The sequence below is a fragment of the Pseudomonas sp. NFACC24-1 genome (genome assembly GCF_900115235.1).
Lineage (GTDB): Bacteria > Pseudomonadota > Gammaproteobacteria > Pseudomonadales > Pseudomonadaceae > Aquipseudomonas > Aquipseudomonas fluorescens_AA.
The window spans coordinates 297,079-314,829 of record NZ_FOVS01000001.1; the positions used below are offsets into that span (position 1 = coordinate 297,079).

At 61.8% G+C, this 17,751-nt stretch carries 11 protein-coding genes and 1 other RNA gene; 5 read left to right on the top strand and 7 right to left on the bottom strand.

Translation table 11 applies throughout. The annotated features are described in order from the left end of the window. Positions 1–45 precede the first annotated feature (45 nt). Entirely contained in the window at positions 46–816 is a 771-nt protein-coding gene (locus BM317_RS01460) for a substrate-binding periplasmic protein (protein WP_092166666.1), read from the top strand. Here BM317_RS01460 and BM317_RS01465 read toward each other — a convergent pair. Continuing rightward, positions 762–2,510 (bottom strand): putative bifunctional diguanylate cyclase/phosphodiesterase, encoded by a 1,749-nt coding sequence (locus tag BM317_RS01465; RefSeq protein WP_092166667.1) that lies wholly within the window; start codon positions 2,508–2,510, stop codon positions 762–764. The genes BM317_RS01460 and BM317_RS01465 overlap by 55 nt on opposite strands. Positions 2,511–2,848: 338 nt before the next feature. On the opposite strand from BM317_RS01465, the gene BM317_RS01470 reads away from it, so the two are divergent. After that, a complete protein-coding gene (locus BM317_RS01470; RefSeq protein WP_053120652.1) occupies positions 2,849–3,163 on the top strand; it encodes a helix-turn-helix domain-containing protein in 315 nt (104 codons plus the stop codon). Positions 3,164–3,362: 199 nt separating this feature from the next. Beyond that, complete coding sequence (locus tag BM317_RS01475) at positions 3,363–3,869, top strand: DUF4823 domain-containing protein (protein ID WP_092472809.1); 507 nt, start codon at positions 3,363–3,365, stop codon at positions 3,867–3,869. 181 nt (positions 3,870–4,050) lie between these two features. On the opposite strand, the gene ffs is transcribed toward BM317_RS01475, so the two are convergent. From ffs to BM317_RS01505, 6 genes are all read right to left on the bottom strand, one after another. Beyond that, positions 4,051–4,147, bottom strand: an RNA gene (ffs, locus tag BM317_RS01480) — signal recognition particle sRNA small type. 247 nt (positions 4,148–4,394) lie between these two features. Further along, complete coding sequence (locus tag BM317_RS01485) at positions 4,395–5,555, bottom strand: zinc-binding metallopeptidase family protein (protein ID WP_092166669.1); 1,161 nt, start codon at positions 5,553–5,555, stop codon at positions 4,395–4,397. 100 nt (positions 5,556–5,655) lie between these two features. Beyond that, positions 5,656–8,019, bottom strand: coding sequence for an NAD-dependent DNA ligase LigA (ligA, locus tag BM317_RS01490; protein ID WP_092472810.1), 2,364 nt, complete (start codon positions 8,017–8,019; stop codon positions 5,656–5,658). A gap of 187 nt (positions 8,020–8,206) precedes the next feature. Next, positions 8,207–9,052, bottom strand: coding sequence for a cell division protein ZipA (zipA, locus tag BM317_RS01495; protein ID WP_092472812.1), 846 nt, complete (start codon positions 9,050–9,052; stop codon positions 8,207–8,209). 258 nt (positions 9,053–9,310) lie between these two features. Next, positions 9,311–12,799, bottom strand: coding sequence for a chromosome segregation protein SMC (smc, locus tag BM317_RS01500; RefSeq protein WP_092472814.1), 3,489 nt, complete (start codon positions 12,797–12,799; stop codon positions 9,311–9,313). 1 nt (position 12,800) lies between these two features. Further along, complete coding sequence (locus BM317_RS01505; RefSeq protein WP_092166678.1) at positions 12,801–13,460, bottom strand: GntR family transcriptional regulator; 660 nt, start codon at positions 13,458–13,460, stop codon at positions 12,801–12,803. 370 nt (positions 13,461–13,830) lie between these two features. Between BM317_RS01505 and xdhA the strand changes: the two genes are divergently transcribed. Together xdhA and xdhB are read left to right on the top strand one after the other, a co-directional pair. Further along, positions 13,831–15,285, top strand: coding sequence for a xanthine dehydrogenase small subunit (gene xdhA, locus BM317_RS01510; RefSeq protein ID WP_092472816.1), 1,455 nt, complete (start codon positions 13,831–13,833; stop codon positions 15,283–15,285). After that, on the top strand, positions 15,278–17,671 hold the full coding sequence (xdhB, locus tag BM317_RS01515) for a xanthine dehydrogenase molybdopterin binding subunit (RefSeq protein WP_092472818.1): 2,394 nt from the start codon (positions 15,278–15,280) through the stop codon (positions 17,669–17,671). Before xdhA ends, xdhB begins: the two co-directional genes overlap by 8 nt. Positions 17,672–17,751 lie beyond the last annotated feature (80 nt).

Consider the following 17,751-nt stretch of genomic DNA (forward strand, 5'->3'; position numbering starts at 1 on the left):
CAGGGGGCTCGTTGTCGACACGGTTTTACACAGCCAGGAGAGTTTATGCGCTCAGCCATGGGGGCTTTGCTGTTGTTGAGTACCGGTTGTCTTGCCGAGGAAGGCCCCTTGCGTTTCGCCATTACCGACGGCTGGGCGATGCCCATGGTGCAGATCGAACGAGGCCGCCCGACCCAGGGCATCATTCCCGACATCATGACCAGCCTGGCGACCCAGGTAGGAAGGCCCGCGCAATTCCACGTCCTCTCCCGCGCCCGGCTCGACGGCGCCATGAAACACGGCGAGATCGACATACGTTGCTATGTCAGCCCTGACTGGGTGAAAGACAACAGTGATTATCTGTGGAGCATCCCGTTGTTTTTCCAACGTGACCTGCTTGTCGCCACGACAAGCGCATCAGCGACGGTAACGCCGACTACGCTGCCCCCCCAACCCATCGGCACGGTGCTCGGCTATAACTACCCGACCTTACAACCCTTGTTCGACGCCGGCCAACTGCGCCGCGACGATGCCCGCAGCCAGGAACAAGTGCTGGCGAAACTGCTGGCCGGGCGTTATCGCTATGGGATCAGTAACCAATGGGCGCTGGACTGGTTCAATCAACGTCATACCGCTGATCGCCAAGTCCATGAGGTGGGTGTCCTGCAGGAGCAACTATTGAGCTGTTATGTGCGCAATGATCCGCACATTCCCGCACAACGCATCCTGAGGACATTGCTGAACATGAAGACGTCCGGAGAAATCGACGCGATCATCCAGCTCTACACCGGTCGCAGTGAAGCATCGCGGGCAGAAAGCGAGGCGTCCTCGCCCTGATCGCCTGGCCGCTGCTGCCATTGCGACGGCGGGACGAACCCCTGCACCCAGCCGGGTATCTGTGCGGGCGGCATGGGCCGGGCGATGAAATAACCTTGTGCCACCTCGCAGCCCAGGCTCAGCAGCAGTTGGCCATGCTCCAGGCTATCCAGCCCTTCGGCGACCACCTCGCGGCCAAACGCCCGAGCCAGACCGATCACCGCTTCGGTCAGCGCCAGGTCGTCACGGTCATCGAGAATGTCGCGCACGAAGGTCTTGTCGATCTTGATGGTTTGCGTGCGCAGGTGCTTGAGGTCATTGAGCGAACAGTAGCCAGTGCCGAAACCGCCCAGGGAAAACCCCACGCCCAGCGCCTGGCATGCCTGGAGGCAGGCGCTGACGTGGGCCAGGTTCTCCACGGCGACGGACTCGACAATCTGCAGATCCAACAGCCGTGGCGGCACCGCCGAATGCCGCTCCAACACCTGTCGCAACCGCTCGACAAAATCCGCCCGCTGGAAATGCCGCGCCGAGATATTGATGCTCACCGGCCAGCCCTGCCCCGCTTGCTGCCACCGTTGCAACTGGGTCAAGACCTGTTCCATGACCCACTCGCCGATCTCGACGATCAGGTCTGTCTCCTCCACCAAGGGCAAGAATTCCCGAGGCGGCACCAGGCCACGTTGCGGATGCTTCCAGCGCAGCAACGCCTCCAGGCCGACCACGGTGCCATGACGCATATTGACCTTGGGCTGGAAATGCAGCCGCAGTTCGTTATCGGCCAGTGCCTGGCGGACCCGCTCGACTGTCTGGTAAGTGGCCCGCACCTCCTTGTCCCGGGACACATCGAACAAGTGGAAACGATTGCGACCGCTTTGTTTAGCCACGTACATCGCCTGGTCGGCGTGACGCAACAAGGTCTCGGCGTCTTCGTTGTCCCACGGGAACAACGTGACGCCAATACTGGCGAAAACCTTGATGTCCTTGCCGACAATGGCATACGGCATCGAGACGGCGATCAACACCCGGTTCAACGCGGCATGCAGCTCTTCCATCCCACGCACATGGCGCAGCACCAGCACAAACTCGTCCCCGCCCAGCCGCGCCACCACGTCCTCGCCACGCACAATGCTGCGCAGGCGCCTGGCGACCTCCACCAACAATCGATCACCGCTGGCGTGACCATAGCCGTCATTGACCGCCTTGAAGCCATCAAGGTCGAGCATGCACACCGCCAGGGGCAAGTTTTCCGCTCGGGAAAACTCCAGGGCCTGGTCCAGCAGATCCGACAGATAAGTACGATTGGGCAGACCGGTCAGCACATCGTGACCGACCCGCCATTGCAATGAATGCAGCAGGCGACGCTTTTCGCTGACATCGAAGCGAATCGCCAGGTAACGCTCGATCTGGCCTGTCTGGTCGTCGATCACCGGCACCAGGGTGGTGTCGACCCAGTGCAGCGTACCGTCCTTGGCCCGGTTGCAGATTTCCCCTTTCCAGACCTGGCCCAGGGCAATGGTGCGCCACATGGCGCTGAAGAACTCGCCAGGGTGCTGGCCGGAATTGAGCAGGCGATGGTTCGCGCCCAGCAGCTCATCGCGCCGGTAACCGAAAAGACTGCAGAATTGATCGTTGACGTAGGTGATGCGCCCGCTCAGATCGGTCTCGGAAAAAATCGCGGCGGCGTCAACGGCCCTGCGGTACTTCTTATCCATCGAAGCAGTCATCCATGAGTCAGGCTCATTTGTCGCGCGCGGTTGCACCGCCTTCAAGACAGGCGAAAATCAACTAGGCTCAAACACTCTGAGAGAAGCTGGAGCGCGGGTCCTGGCGATGCCAAGGGAGCGCTTCAGCCCTTGCCTTGTATCGTGGCAAGAACACAAGGCCCGGCCCCCGCGCGCACCTCGGCTTCGAAAAGCAGGTCACCAAATACCCGTGCCAAAGGCCGATTCTACGAAACACATCACACTTTGCAAAGCAAGGTGATGGATCAAGCGGTTGCCTAATGCGAAAATCTATCGTTAAGTTCTTGATTCTAAATGGGAATTAAGCGATGCAAATTTCGAGTTTGGGTCCGGCCATCAGACGCTACCGCAAAGTAGCGGGGCTTACTCAGGCTGAACTTGGCGAAAAAACCGGTTTTGACCCTAAAACCATCAGCCGCTTCGAAACCGGCACCTACACCCCCAGCGTCGAAGCCTTGTTCCTGCTTGCCAATGTGCTGGATGTGCAACTGAAAGCCTTTTTTGCCGACATGGCCGATGAGGACGAACAGCGGGCGTACCTGTTCGGTGTCATACACAAAGCCACCCCGAAGGACCTGGGAAAGCTGATCGCAGCCGTGGACCAGGCCTTGTCCAAGCCTTGACACAGTGAAAGAGCAGCCTGGCCTGTCGAGGCGAGACAGGCCAGGCTTCTCTTTGCTCGCCTGTCTTATTCCGAGGATGACGCACGACATAATGTCACGTTGACAGCGCTTGCCACGAACCCGGACTATCGACGCGCTGATTCCTGCGTCCCGATGACGCTCACCGACTCGTCGACACAACAAAATCCCAGGGGATTCCGTGCATAAACTTTCGATCATTCTGGTCTCGATACTCGCCACCGGCTGCACCGCCAAATACGCGCAACAAGACGTACTCCCCAACCCGGGAAAACTTGATCGACAAATGCCCGTCACCATCGCCATACCGGTCGACGGCCGCTACGAAACAACACCCTACCCTGCCTCCGGCGATATGACAGCCGCCGCTGTCAAGACGGCTTTCTCCTATTACACCAACCGTGTGACGGTAGTGGGCGCGTGCCGTGAATTGAGCTGCCTGAGACAGAACAGCCCCTCGGGCTATTACGTCATCCCGGAAATCCTGCATTGGGAAGAACGCGCCACGGAATGGTCGGGCCTCCCCGACAAGATTGAAGTGAAACTCGCTATTTACGGCCCGACTGGCGCACAGCCGCTGGGATCTGCGATCTTGTCCGGTAAAAGCAAATGGGCGACTTTCGGCGGGGATCATCCACAGGATCTTTTGCAAGAACCGATTGCCGAGTATGTGAAGGCTCAGTACTGACCGCAGGGCCCGGTCCTGTCGGTGCACAGGACCGGCCGGCTTGTTGACGTTGACGCCCGATAGCCCTGTCCGGCCAAAGCCTGGGCAGCGGAAAGGACCGATCGGTATCGATCAGCAAAACAACCAGAAATTTTGAATTTGGCAAACCTTGCGAATGAAGGCTTGGGCGTTATGGAGGCAACCCCACCAGCCACACCCCGGCACACAATGTTCCCGCTGTGGCTGCTTCCTTCCGGATCTGACCAGGTTCACGGGTAATCGTTGCGGGGGGACCGATGGGGTCACCATAACGACGCCCGCCTGACGGCGAGCCGCGCCATTGTACCTATCTGGCAAGAAGTTACAACCGTTCGCGGCGGATTAAAAAACTGAAGATGTTCAAGTACTTGCTATGGAACAAAGCGTGTCTGCGATGAAGTCGACACATCCGGCATGATTGCAAGCTGACCTGTCGCTATCGCGAGCAAGCTCGCTCCCACAGGGGATCTGCGCTTCAACAGGGTTGCAAGCTGCCTCCACAGAAAACTACAACAATACCTCATCCGCCCGACCGCCCTCTTCCTGGATCACCAGATGGATGAAATGCAGTTTGGTGATCACCGCCGCCGGTACGACGAACGGGTAGAAATCCGGCTGGCCCATGCTGCGGGACAACTCGTTGAGCATGCCGGCCAATTCGATCCAGGCGTTGACGAACGAGAGGAAAGCCGCGCCGCCTGCGTGTTCGGCGTCGTACAAGGTCTCGGGCAGGAACGGCTGGTAGTCGAAATCCATCTCCCGGGCACTCATGCCGAAGCCCAGGGCCGTGTCCACCGCGTCCATCATGTGCAGGTAATGGGCCCAGGTTTCCGCCCAATCTTCCCAAGGGTGCATGGTGGCGTAGGCGCTGACGTAGCGGGTTTGCCAATCCTGCGGCGCGCCTTGTTGGTAGTGACGCTCCAGAGCATCGGCGTAGCTGGCGCGCTCGTCGCCAAACAACTCGCGAAACGCCTCGAGCCAGTGGCTGTTGGCAATCAGCCGATCCCAGTAGTAATGCCCCACCTCATGACGAAAATGCCCGAGCAAGGTGCGATACGGCTCACGCATCTGCTGGCGCACGTACTCACGATGGGCATCGTCCGCTTCTTTGATATCGAGGGTGATCAATCCGCTGGCATGCCCCGTGGTCGGAGGCGTGCCATCGGGGTCGACGCCGATGAAATCGAACGCCAGGCCGATGTTTTCGTCGACGGTTTTCGGGATGACCGGCAAGCCGAGAGTGATCAGTTGCGCCACCAGCCGACGCTTGGCGATCTCGACCTTGCACCAGCGCTCAGGGTTTTCCGGAATCGACAGGTCGGGGATAGTGCGGTTCAGGCTGCAGGCGATGCACAGGGTATCGCGCCCATTGTCCGGCAGTAGCCAATTGCAGGCCGCCGGGGTGTCGAGGTTGGCGCAACGGCGGAACAGCCCGGCTTGCGGATCGGCATCCAGCGTCCAGGTGTCGGGCTGCTCAGCGGGCTGCAAGGACGACAGGCGACTCTGCTCGGGCTGATACCCCAGGGCCGCCAGGCAGGCCAGGCATTGGCTGTTGCGAAAGAACAACGACTGGCCGCAACGACACGGCCAGACCTTGCTGTTTCGTGACCGATCGCCCAGGAACGGCGCGGCGATGCGTGAACTCAGTTGTTCGAAGAAGCGGTACATGGCGATCTCTCCCTGGAGCCTGCAAGACTAGATCATGCTCCGTGTCGGATCGTTCCCCCGCACTGCGTCACAACACCGAATAAACCGTGGCGAGGAACCTTCACGATTGAACCGTGATGCCATGCTGACTCAAAAAAGCCACGAACGCCGCTTCGTCGAGCACCTTGAGCCCCAGCTCATTGGCCTTGGTCAATTTCGAACCCGCCCCCGGCCCGGCCACCACGCAATGGGTTTTCGCCGACACGGAACCGGCGACCTTGGCCCCCAGACTCTCCAGCTTGTCCTTGGCAACGTCACGACTCATCAACTCCAGCGAACCGGTCAGCACCCAGGTGTGCCCTGCTTCGGGCAAGCCTTCGACGACTTTTTTCTCGCTTTGCCAGTGCATACCGAAGTCGCGCAACTGCTGTTGCGCCGCTTCGGCCTGCTGACGGTTGGCGGCGATGGCGAAGAACTCCCGTACGGCGTTGGCCTGCTTTTCCGGCAGCGCCTGGCGCATGTCCAGCCAATCGGCGTTCATCACCCCTTCGAGCGAGCCGAACTTGTCCGCCAGTTTCTGCGCCCCACCCGGCCCTACCGAAGGAATGTGCAACTTGTCGAGAAAGCCACCCAGGGTGGTGCTGGCGGAAAACTCGGCACCCAACTCGCCCTGGTCCTGGATCTCGAGGCCATGGCGCAGCAGATCCTTGATCACCTGGCGGTTGTGCGGGTCTTCAAAGAAGCTGTGGATCTCGTGGGCGACTTCCAGGCCGACGTCCGGCAAGTACGTGAGCACCTGAGGCAAGGCCGCCTGCACGCGCTCCAGCGAACCGAGGGAGCGAGCCAGGACCTTGGCGGTCTCCTCGCCCACGTCCGGGATGCCAAGGGCATAGATGAAACGCGCCAGGCTCGGCTTTTTGCTGTCGACGATGGCGGCCAACAGGTTCTTGCTCGACAGTTCGGCGAAGCCTTCCAGGTCGACCACCTGCTCGAAGGTCAAGGCATACAGATCGGCAGGCGATCCCACCAGCCCCTCATCCACCAGTTGCTCGACGCTCTTCTCGCCCAGACCCTCGATGTCCATGGCCCGACGCGAGACGAAGTGAATGATCGCCTGCTTGAGCTGCGCGCCACAGGCCAGGCGACCGACGCAGCGGTACACCGCACCTTCACTGATGGTTTCACGGCCCTTGCTGCGCTTGATCAATTGCGTGCGCTCAACGTGGGAGCCACAGACGGGACATTGCTGGGGCACCTCCACCGGGCGGGCGTTTTCCGGACGGCGCTCGGTGACGACCTGCACCACCTGCGGGATCACATCCCCGGCGCGGCGGATGATCACGGTGTCACCGATCATCACCCCCAGGCGCGCCACTTCGTCCATGTTATGCAGGGTGGCGTTGGCCACGGTCACGCCGGCGACTTTCACCGGCTTGAGGCGGGCCACCGGAGTCACCGCGCCCGTGCGGCCGACCTGGAACTCGACGTCCAGCAACTCGGTGAGCTCTTCAGTAGCGGGAAACTTGTGGGCGATGGCCCAACGCGGTTCCCGGGCGCGGAAACCGAGCTCGCGCTGGGAGGCGATGCTGTTGACCTTGAACACCACGCCGTCGATCTCGTAGGGCAACGCGTTGCGCCGCTCGCCGATGTCACGGTAGTAATCCAGGCATTCATCGATGCCGTGGGCCAGCTTCAACTCACGGCTGATGGGCAGGCCCCAGGCCTTGAGCTGCTTGAGGTTACCAATGTGGGTGTCGGCGATGTCCGACGCCACCTGCCCGATGCCGTAGCAACAGAACTCCAGGGGCCGATTGGCTGTGATCCTGGAGTCGAGCTGACGCAGGCTGCCGGCCGCCGCGTTGCGCGGGTTGGCAAACGTCTTGCCGCCCACCTCCAGCTGCGTAGCGTTGAGACGCTCGAAGCCGGCCTTGGACATGTACACCTCTCCGCGCACTTCCAGCAGCGGTGGCCAGCCAGTGCCGTGCAACTTGAGGGGAATGTTGCGCACGGTGCGCACATTGACACTGATGTCCTCGCCCGTGGTGCCGTCACCGCGCGTGGCGCCGCGCACCAGCATGCCGTCCTCGTACAACAGGCTGACCGCCAGCCCATCGAGCTTCGGCTCGCAGCTGTATTCCACCGCCGCGCCACCGCCCAGCAAGTCGCCCATGGGCAGGTCGAGACCTTCCGTCACCCGCCGATCGAATTCACGCATGGTGGTTTCGTCGAAGGCGTTGCCCAGGCTGAGCATCGGGATCTCGTGACGCACCTGGCTGAACGCCGACAGCGCCACGCTGCCGACCCGCTGGGTCGGGGAGTCGCTGGTGACCAGTTCCGGATGTTGCTCTTCCAGGGCCTTGAGCTCGTGGAACAGGCGGTCGTACTCGGCATCGGGGATGCTCGGCTCATCGAGGACGTGATAGCGGTAGTTGTGCTGGTCCAACTCTGTGCGCAGCTGTTGGATGCGGGTTTCGACGGCGTTCATGGGTGTTCTCTCATAAAGCAAAAGAGCAGCCTGGGCTGCTCATTCTCAATACTTTGATCGCGTGTAGGAGCTGTAGGAGCTGACGAGTGCAACGAGGCTGCGATCTTTCCCCTGACACTTGAATCTCAAGCGAAAGATCAAAAGATCGCAGCCTTCGGCAGCTCCTACAGGCCAGCGATCCTTGGCCTCAGCGCTTCTGGGTCAGCGCCCGGCGCTCGAATTCGACGATGCGCTGGCGGTAGTGCTCGATGGTCTGGGCGGTCAACACACTGCGCTGGTCATCCTTCAGTTCACCATTGAGTTCCTGGGACAGCTTGCGAGCCGCGGCCACCATCACGTCGAAGGCCTGCTTGGGATGACGCGGGCCCGGCAGGCCGAGGAAGAAACTCACCGCCGGCGTGCTGAAATGATCGATGTCGTCGAGGTCGAACACACCGGGCTTGACCGCGTTGGCCATGGAGAACAGCACCTCGCCGTTACCGGCCATGCTTTCGTGGCGGTGGAAAATGTCCATCTCGCCGAAACGCAGGCCGCTTTCGAGGATGTTCTGCAGCAACGCCGGGCCCTTGAAGCCGGCCGGGTCGCGGCAGATCACGCTGATCACCAGCACTTCTTCAGCCTGGGCCTGATCCTTGTCGGCGCTCGGAGTCTTGGTCTCATCCGGAAAGTCGCCGTCGCGACTGCTGAAGCTCGGCCCACCATCCAGGTCGAGGTTCAGGTTCAAATCACCCTGGGACGGCTCGCTGTTGCGCTTGCCGCGCTTGGAGCCCGACTCCCGTGGCTCGCGGGCAGGCGCGCTCATGGAGGGCAAATCGTGCTCGTCCAGTTGCGGCTCCTTGTGGGTGTCCAGCACCCGCGGCGGGCCCAGCAGTTCAGCGCTGTCATCCTCATCGGGCAGGTTCGACAGGCTGCGATCCAGGCGAAACTTCAGTTTCCCCTTGCCGCCGCGCATGCGACGCCAGCCGTCGAAAAGAATACCGGCAATGACAATGATGCCGATGACGATCAGCCACTCGCGCAGACCGATTTCCATGTAATCCCGTGCCTCTATAAAAATGCTGAAAAATAAGGGGCTTAGCTATTTGCAAACCGCTTTAAAACGTGGCGCCAACTCTATGTTCTGAATGGCGTTTTGCCCACGCATACGAAAAATTGACATTAAACTAGCACGACCAAAGATAACTTTACACCGTCTGTCGCATAGGCTTGTGCCCAATCTGTGAATTGAACATCAACCCCCTGGGTAAAAAATACCTACAGCGTTCGGAGTAGAAGCCCTACAACCGGTTGTTCAGGCATCCACCATGGCCATGGCCTCCTCCACATCCACCGCCACCAGTCGCGAACAGCCCGGCTCATGCATGGTCACCCCCATCAACTGATCGGCCATTTCCATAGCGATCTTGTTGTGGGTGATGTAGATGAACTGCACCGTTTCAGACATTTCCTTCACCAGCCGTGCGTAACGGCCTACGTTGGCGTCGTCCAGTGGCGCGTCGACCTCGTCGAGCATGCAGAACGGCGCCGGGTTCAATTTGAAAATGGCAAAGACCAGGGCCAGCGCGGTCAGCGCTTTTTCGCCACCGGAGAGCAAATGGATGGTGCTGTTCTTCTTGCCAGGAGGACGCGCCATGATTGTCACCCCTGTATCGAGTAAATCTTCGCCCGTCAGTTCCAAATAGGCGCTGCCGCCACCGAAAACTTTTGGAAAAAGGGCCTGCAAACCGCCGTTGATCTGATCAAAGGTATCCTTGAAGCGGTTGCGGGTTTCCTTGTCGATCTTGCGGATGACGTTTTCCAGGGTCTCCAGGGCTTCCACCAGGTCATCGTTCTGGGCGTCCAGGTAGCGCTTGCGCTCGGACTGCTGCTGGTACTCGTCGATGGCCGCCAGGTTGATTGCCCCCAGGCGCTGGATACGCTGGGCAATACGCTCCAGTTCTTCCTCGGCGTCCTTCTCGTTCGCCCCGGCCACCAGGGTGGCGAGCACGCCGTCGAGGTCGTAGCCGTCTTCCAGCAATTGGTCCTGCAAGGCCTTGCGCCGCACCGTCAGGGCTTGCCACTCCATGCGCTGCTGTTCCATCTGGCCGCGGATCAGTTGGGATTGCTGTTCGGCCTGGCTGCGGCGCTTCTCGGCATCACGCAGTTCGCGGTCGGCGTCCTCCAGGGCGATCTGTGCCGTCTTGAGCTCCTCGTCGACGCTCATGCGCTTGTCGAGCAACTCTTCGAGCTTGAGGCGCAGCTCTTCCAAAGGTGCCTCGCCCTCCTCCAGATTGAGGCTCAACTGCTCGCGTTTTTCGGTCAGGCGTTCGGACTGCATTTCCAACCGTTCCAAGGCCTGGCGCGTGGAATCGTATTGCGCCTTGAGCGAGCCCAGGCGCACCGCCAACTGATGGGCGTGGTCCTTGTGCTGACGTGCTTCCTGGCGCACCCGATCCAGGCGCTCACGCAAGCTGTCACGCTGGGCCAGCAGCAGCTCACGCTGCTCGGTGTCCACTGCCATGGCATCGAGGGCTTCTTGCAGTTGCAAGCGCGCCTCGCCGATCTGTTCGTGCTCCAGCGCCCGCTGCTCGCCCAGTTCGGCGATTTCTTCTTCCAGGCGGGTGCGACGCAGCGCCAGTTGCTCGACCTTGGCCTTGCCGGCCGACAACTGCGCCTTGAGCTCGCCTTGCTGGCGCGCTTCATCCTGCAACAGCCGCCGCAGGTGTTCGCGGCCGTTTTCCTGTTGACGCTGTTGCGCCCGCAGGTTTTGCAATTCGCTTTCCAGGGCTTCGACACTGGCTTCGCGCTCTTCGCGTTCGGCGCCCAGGCGCTGGATTTCCTGGCCACGGGCGAGCATGCCGCTCTCGGCTTCGCTGGCCCGGCGCACCCGCAGGAAATGCCGGCCAACCCAATACCCGTCACGACTGATCAGGCTTTCGCCGGCCGCCAATTGCCCGCGCAGGGCCAAGGCCTGATCAAGGCTGTCCACCGGTTTGACCTGTCCCAGCCAGGGCGACAGGTCCACCTGGGCCTCGACCTTGTCCAGCAAGCTGCCGGGAATTCGCACCCCGTCGCCGGCCGGGCTGAGCAGGCGCAGATCGCCCTGGGTAAAGCCCGACAGGTCGAAGCCGCCGAAGTCGTCCACCAGCACCGCTTGCAGGTCGGCCCCCAGTACGGTTTCCACCGCCAGCTCCCAACCGGCATCGACCTTCAGGCCCTCGGCCAACCGCGGGCGTTCGGCAAGATGCTGGTCGCGCAGCCACTCGGCGGTGCCGGTGCCCGGGTCCAGCGCCGCTTGCTGCAAGGCCTCCAGCGAAGCCAGGCGCCCATTGAGCCGCTGCAACTCACCCTGGCCCTGCTGCTGGTTCTGCAAGGCCAATTGCAAGGCCTGGCGCAGTTGCTCAAGGCGTTCGACCTGGGCGTCTTCGCTGGCCTGCAAGTCTTCGAGGGTGGCTTCGCTGGTCGCCAGTTGTTCGCTCAGTTCCAGGATCGCTGCATCTTCCGGGTCCGCCGCGAGCAAGGCGCGCTCTTCGGACAGGCGGCGCTGGCGTTCGGCCAGGCGCTCCATACTGGTTTCCAACTGCTGGATGCGCGACTGCTGGACTTCAGCCTGGCGCCGCGGCTCGGCCGAGGCCAGGTTGAAACTGTCCCACTGCTCCTGCCAGCCATGCATGGTCAGTTCGGCTTCTTCCAGGGCCGCGGCGGCCTCTTCGGCGGCGGCACTGGTGATTTCCTGCTCCGGCGTGAGCCTGTTCAGCTCTTCGCCAAGGGTCAACAGCAGCGTGCGGTCGTGGCCCAGGTGCGATTCGGTTTCCAGGCGCGCCCGCTCGGCTTCCTTCAAATCATCCTGCAACTGCCGCAGCCGTTGCTGCCCATGCTGGATGCTCTGCTCGACCCGGGCGATGTCGCCCCCCACGGAATAGAAGCGTCCTTGCACCAGATTGAAGCGCTCGGACAGGTCATGATGACCGTCGCGCAAGCGCTCGATGGCGGCGTCCGCATTACGCTGCTCGGCCACCAGGGCTTCGAAGCTGACTTCCTGGTTGCCGATGATCGCTTCACGCTGGCCGACCTGCTCGTTCAACGCCTGCCAGCGCAGGGCCGAAAGCTGGGCCTTGAGCTGGCGCTCCTCGCCCTTGTATTCCTGGTACTTCTTGGCGGCCTCGGCCTGGCGGTGCAGACGTTCGAGCTGGCGTTCGAGCTCTTCGCGCAGGTCGGTCAGGCGCGCCAGGTTTTCATGGGTGCGACGAATGCGGTTTTCGGTCTCGCGCCGCCGCTCCTTGTATTTGGAGATCCCCGCAGCCTCTTCGATGAAATTGCGCAAGTCCTCGGGCTTGGCTTCGATCAGCTTGGAGATCATGCCCTGTTCGATGATCGAGTAGCTGCGCGGGCCCAGGCCGGTACCGAGGAAAATATCGGTGATGTCGCGACGCCGGCACTTGGTGCCGTTGAGGAAATAGCTGTTCTGGCTGTCGCGGGTCACTTTGCGACGAATGGAAATTTCCGCATAAGCCGCATATTCGCCAACCAGGGTGCCGTCGGAGTTGTCGAACACCAGCTCGATGCTCGCCTGGCTAACCGGTTTGCGACTGGTGGAGCCGTTGAAGATGACGTCGGTCATCGACTCGCCGCGCAGGTTCTTGGCCGAGCTCTCGCCCATCACCCAGCGCACGGCGTCGATGATGTTCGACTTGCCGCAACCGTTGGGTCCGACCACCGCCGCCATGTTACTGGGGAAGTTCACCGTGGTCGGGTCGACGAAGGATTTGAACCCCGCCAACTTGATGCACTTGAGCCGCACGTCAGGCCGCCGTCAGGGCAGAAACCACCAGATCGCAACTGCGCTGGGCGTAGGCCGTGAGCACAATGCGGATCTGCGGCAGATCGCGGGCCAGCACAGCGGCGAGCAGGCGCTGGAACAGTTCGAGGAACTCGCCCATCTCAGCCTTGCGTTGTTCCAGGGCGAGAAAATAGGCACGGCTCATGGCCGGTTGCAGGTTCTCGACGGTTTCCTGCAAGTAAGGGTTGTTGGCGAACGGATACGCGGCGCGCATCACGCTGAAGCTTTCATCGACGAAAGTGCGGATGTCCTGGCGTGCAAACGCGTCCTTGAGACGCTGCTGGATGGCCACGAACGGCGCCATGTCGGCCTGTTCTTTCCAGCCATGGGCCACGGCGTTGCCCAGCAGGATGTACAGCTCGCTCATCAGCGCGCAGAGGCTGCGCACCTTGTGCTCGGTGAGTTCGGTGACGTGGGCGCCACGGCGCGGCAGGATCGCGATCAAGTGGCGTCGTTCCAGGATCAGCAAGGCCTCGCGGACCGAGCCGCGGCTGACATTGAGCGCCAGCGTGACCTTCTGTTCCTGGATGCGCTCTCCCGGCTTCATTTCGCCGCGAATGATGCGTTCGGCGAGATGGTGGGCGATTTGCTCGGCGAGGCTGTCCGGGGCCTTGAACGTCATGGTTGTCCTTCAAACTCTTCGATCTGCACAAGCGGCGCAGTGTAGCGCACTCGATACGTCATGGCGCAGGGCCTGCAGCGGGTTTTTGGCACGATATAAGCAAAAAAGTTTGAGCTCTTCATCCTGAACCAGACCTGTGGGAGCGAGCTTGCTCGCGATGGCGGCGCACCAGCCGATGAACGCATCGACAGACCCGGCGCTATCGCGAGCAAGCTCGCTCCCACAATGGGTCCATACTGACCAAACACGGCAGTTGATCGACTAAACAAATTTTCCTGACCTTTAAGTCAGAAAATCATTGACCGAAAAGTCAGACCTGATAAATTCAGGCCCATGTCGATACAACAATAATGAGTCTGCGAGGCCTTCCGTGATCCAGTTTTTACTCAACCAGGAACTCCGTAGCGAGCACGCCCTGGACCCGAACCTGACCGTGCTCAACTATTTGCGCGAACATGTTGGCAAACCGGGCACCAAAGAAGGCTGCGCCAGCGGCGACTGTGGTGCATGCACTGTGGTGGTGGGCGAATTGGAAACGGACGCGAATGGCCGCGAACGTATTCGCTATCGCAGCCTCAATTCGTGCCTGACCTTCGTCTCGTCCCTGCACGGCAAGCAACTGATCAGCGTCGAAGACCTCAAGCACCAGGGCCAACTGCACAGCGTCCAGCAGGCGATGGTCGATTGCCACGGTTCGCAGTGCGGTTTCTGCACGCCAGGCTTCGTCATGTCGCTGTTCGCCCTGCAAAAAAACAGCGAGCAGCCCGACGCCCACAAAGCCCACGAAGCCCTGGCCGGCAACCTGTGCCGCTGCACCGGCTATCGGCCGATCCTGGCCGCCGCCGAGCAGGCCTGCTGCGGCCAGCAACCGGACCAGTTCGACGCCCGTGAGGCCGAGACCATCGCTCGCCTCAAAGCCATCGCACCGACCGAGACAGGCGAGCTCAACAGCGGCGACAAACGCTGCCTGGTGCCGCTGACCGTGGCCGACCTGGCCGATCTCTACGACGCCTATCCCCAGGCGCGCCTGCTGGCCGGCGGCACGGACCTGGCCCTGGAAGTCACGCAATTTCACCGCACCCTGCCGGTGATGATCTACGTGGGCAACGTCGCCGAACTCAAACGTATCGAGCGTTTCGACGATCGCCTGGAGATCGGCGCCGCCACCGCCCTCTCCGATTGCTACGAAGCCCTGAAAGCCGAATACCCGGACTTTGGCGAACTGCTGCAACGCTTCGCCTCGCTGCAGATCCGCAACCAGGGCACTCTCGGTGGCAACATCGGCAACGCCTCGCCGATTGGCGACTCGCCGCCCCTGCTGATCGCCCTGGGCGCGCAAATCGTGCTGTGCAAGGGCCAGACCCGTCGCACCCTGGCCCTGGAGGACTATTTCATCGACTACCGGGTCACTGCGCGCCAGGAAAGCGAATTCATCGAAAAGATCATCGTGCCCCGGGCCAGTGCCGAACAGGCGTTCCGCGCCTATAAGGTGTCCAAGCGCCTGGACGATGATATTTCCGCGGTGTGCGCGGCGTTCAACCTGCGCATCGACAACGGCGTGGTCCGCGACGCCCGCGTCGCCTTCGGCGGCATGGCCGCCACACCCAAGCGCGCCAAGCATTGTGAAGCCGCATTGATTGGTGCGCCGTGGACCGACAGCACCGTCGAACGCGCCTGCGCGGCCCTGGCCGAGGACTTCACGCCGCTGTCGGATTTCCGCGCCAGCAAGGAATACCGCCTGCTCAGCGCCCGCAACCTGTTGCGCAAATACTTCATCGAACTGCAAACGCCGCACATCGAGACTCGGGTGACCGCTTATGTCTAACCACCACACCGTAGAGAAGACCCAAGCCGAACTGGCCGAGCTGTTCGCCCGCGACCTGACCACTGGCGTAGGCCGCAGCGTCAAGCATGACAGCGCCGCCAAGCATGTGTCCGGCGAAGCGCAGTACATTGATGACCGCCTGGAATTCCCGAACCAGTTGCACGTCTACGCCCGGCTGTCGGACCGCGCCCACGCCCGGATCATCCGCATCGATACCGCGCCCTGCTACGCCTTCGAAGGCGTGCGCATCGCCATTACCCATGCCGACATTCCGGGGCTGAAGGACATCGGCCCGCTGCTGCCCGGCGACCCGCTGCTGGCCATCGATGACGTGCAGTTCGTCGGCCAACCGGTGCTCGCCGTCGCCGCCAAAGACCTGGAAACCGCCCGCAAGGCGGCGATGGCGGCCATCGTCGAATACGAAGACCTGAAACCGGTGCTGGATGTGGTCGAAGCCCTGCGCAAGCGGCATTTCGTACTCGACAGCCACACCCACCAGCGTGGCGATTCGGCCACGGCTCTGGCGAGCGCCGAACATCGCCTCCAGGGGTCGCTGCACATCGGCGGCCAGGAACACTTTTACCTGGAAACCCAGATTTCCTCGGTGATGCCCACCGAGGACGGCGGCATGATCGTCTACTGCTCGACCCAGAACCCCACCGAAGTGCAGAAGCTGGTGGCCGAAGTGCTGGGCGTGCCGATGAACAAAGTCGTGGTGGACATGCGCCGCATGGGCGGCGGCTTTGGCGGCAAGGAAACCCAGGCCGCCAGCCCGGCGTGCCTGTGCGCGGTCGTCGCGCACCTCACCGGGCAGCCGACCAAGATGCGCCTGCCCCGGGTCGAAGACATGCTGATGACCGGCAAGCGCCACCCCTTCTACATCGAATACGACGTGGGCTTCGACAGCAGCGGGCGCTTGCACGGCATCGCCCTGGAACTGGCCGGCAACTGCGGTTGCTCGCCGGACCTGTCGGCCTCCATCGTCGACCGGGCGATGTTCCATGCCGACAACGCCTACTACCTGGGCGATGCCACCATCAACGGCCACCGCTGCAAGACCAACACCGCGTCGAACACCGCCTACCGTGGTTTCGGCGGGCCCCAAGGCATGGTCGCCATCGAAGAGGTGATGGATGCCATCGCCCGGCACCTGGGTCTGGATCCGCTGGCGGTGCGCAAGGCCAACTACTATGGCAAGACCGAACGCAACGTCACCCACTACTACCAGACCGTCGAGCACAACATGCTCGAGGAAATGACCGCCGAGCTTGAAGAAAGCAGCCAGTACGCCGAGCGCCGCGAGGCGATCCGCCGCTACAACGCCAACAGCCCGATCCTGAAAAAAGGCCTGGCGCTGACCCCGGTGAAATTCGGCATTTCGTTCACCGCCAGTTTCCTCAACCAGGCCGGCGCCTTGATCCACGTCTATACCGACGGCAGCATCCACCTCAACCATGGCGGCACCGAAATGGGCCAGGGCCTGAACACCAAGGTCGCCCAGGTGGTGGCCGAGGTGTTCCAGGTGGAAATGGACCGCGTGCAGATCACCGCGACCAACACCGACAAAGTGCCGAACACCTCGCCCACCGCGGCCTCCAGCGGCGCCGACCTGAACGGCAAGGCCGCGCAGAATGCCGCCGAAACCATCAAGCGACGCCTGGTGGAGTTCGCCGCGCGGCAGTACAAGGTCAGCGAAGAAGACGTGGCATTCCACAACGGCCATGTGCGGGTGCGCGATCACATCCTGAGCTTCGAGGCGCTGGTGCAGCAGGCGTATTTCGCCCAGGTCTCGCTGTCGAGCACCGGCTTCTACAAGACCCCGAAAATCTACTACGACCGCAGCCAGGCCCGTGGCCGGCCGTTCTACTACTACGCCTATGGCGCGGCCTGTGCCGAAGTGATCGTCGATACCCTCACCGGCGAGTACAAGATGTTGCGCACCGACATCCTCCACGACGTCGGCGCCTCGCTGAACCCGGCCATCGACATCGGCCAGGTCGAGGGTGGTTTCATCCAGGGCATGGGCTGGCTGACCATGGAAGAACTGGTGTGGAACGACAAGGGCAAGCTGATGACCAATGGCCCGGCCAGCTACAAGATTCCCGCCGTGGCCGACATGCCCCTGGACCTGCGGGTCAAGCTGGTGGAAAACCGCAAGAATCCTGAAGACACGGTGTTCCATTCCAAGGCCGTGGGCGAACCACCGTTCATGCTCGGCATCGCCGCGTGGTGCGCCATCAAGGACGCCGTGGCGAGCCTGGGGGATTACCGGCATCAACCGAAAATCGATGCACCGGCGACACCGGAGCGGGTGTTGTGGGGGTGTGAGCAGATGCGGGGGTTGAAGGCCGTGAAAGCTGAGGAAGCTGAGTCCGAAGCCGTTTGATGATCGTTCCCACGCTCTGCGTGGGAATGCAGCCCCCGACGCTCTGCGTCGAAGTTTGAAGAGCGGACGCAGAGCGTCCA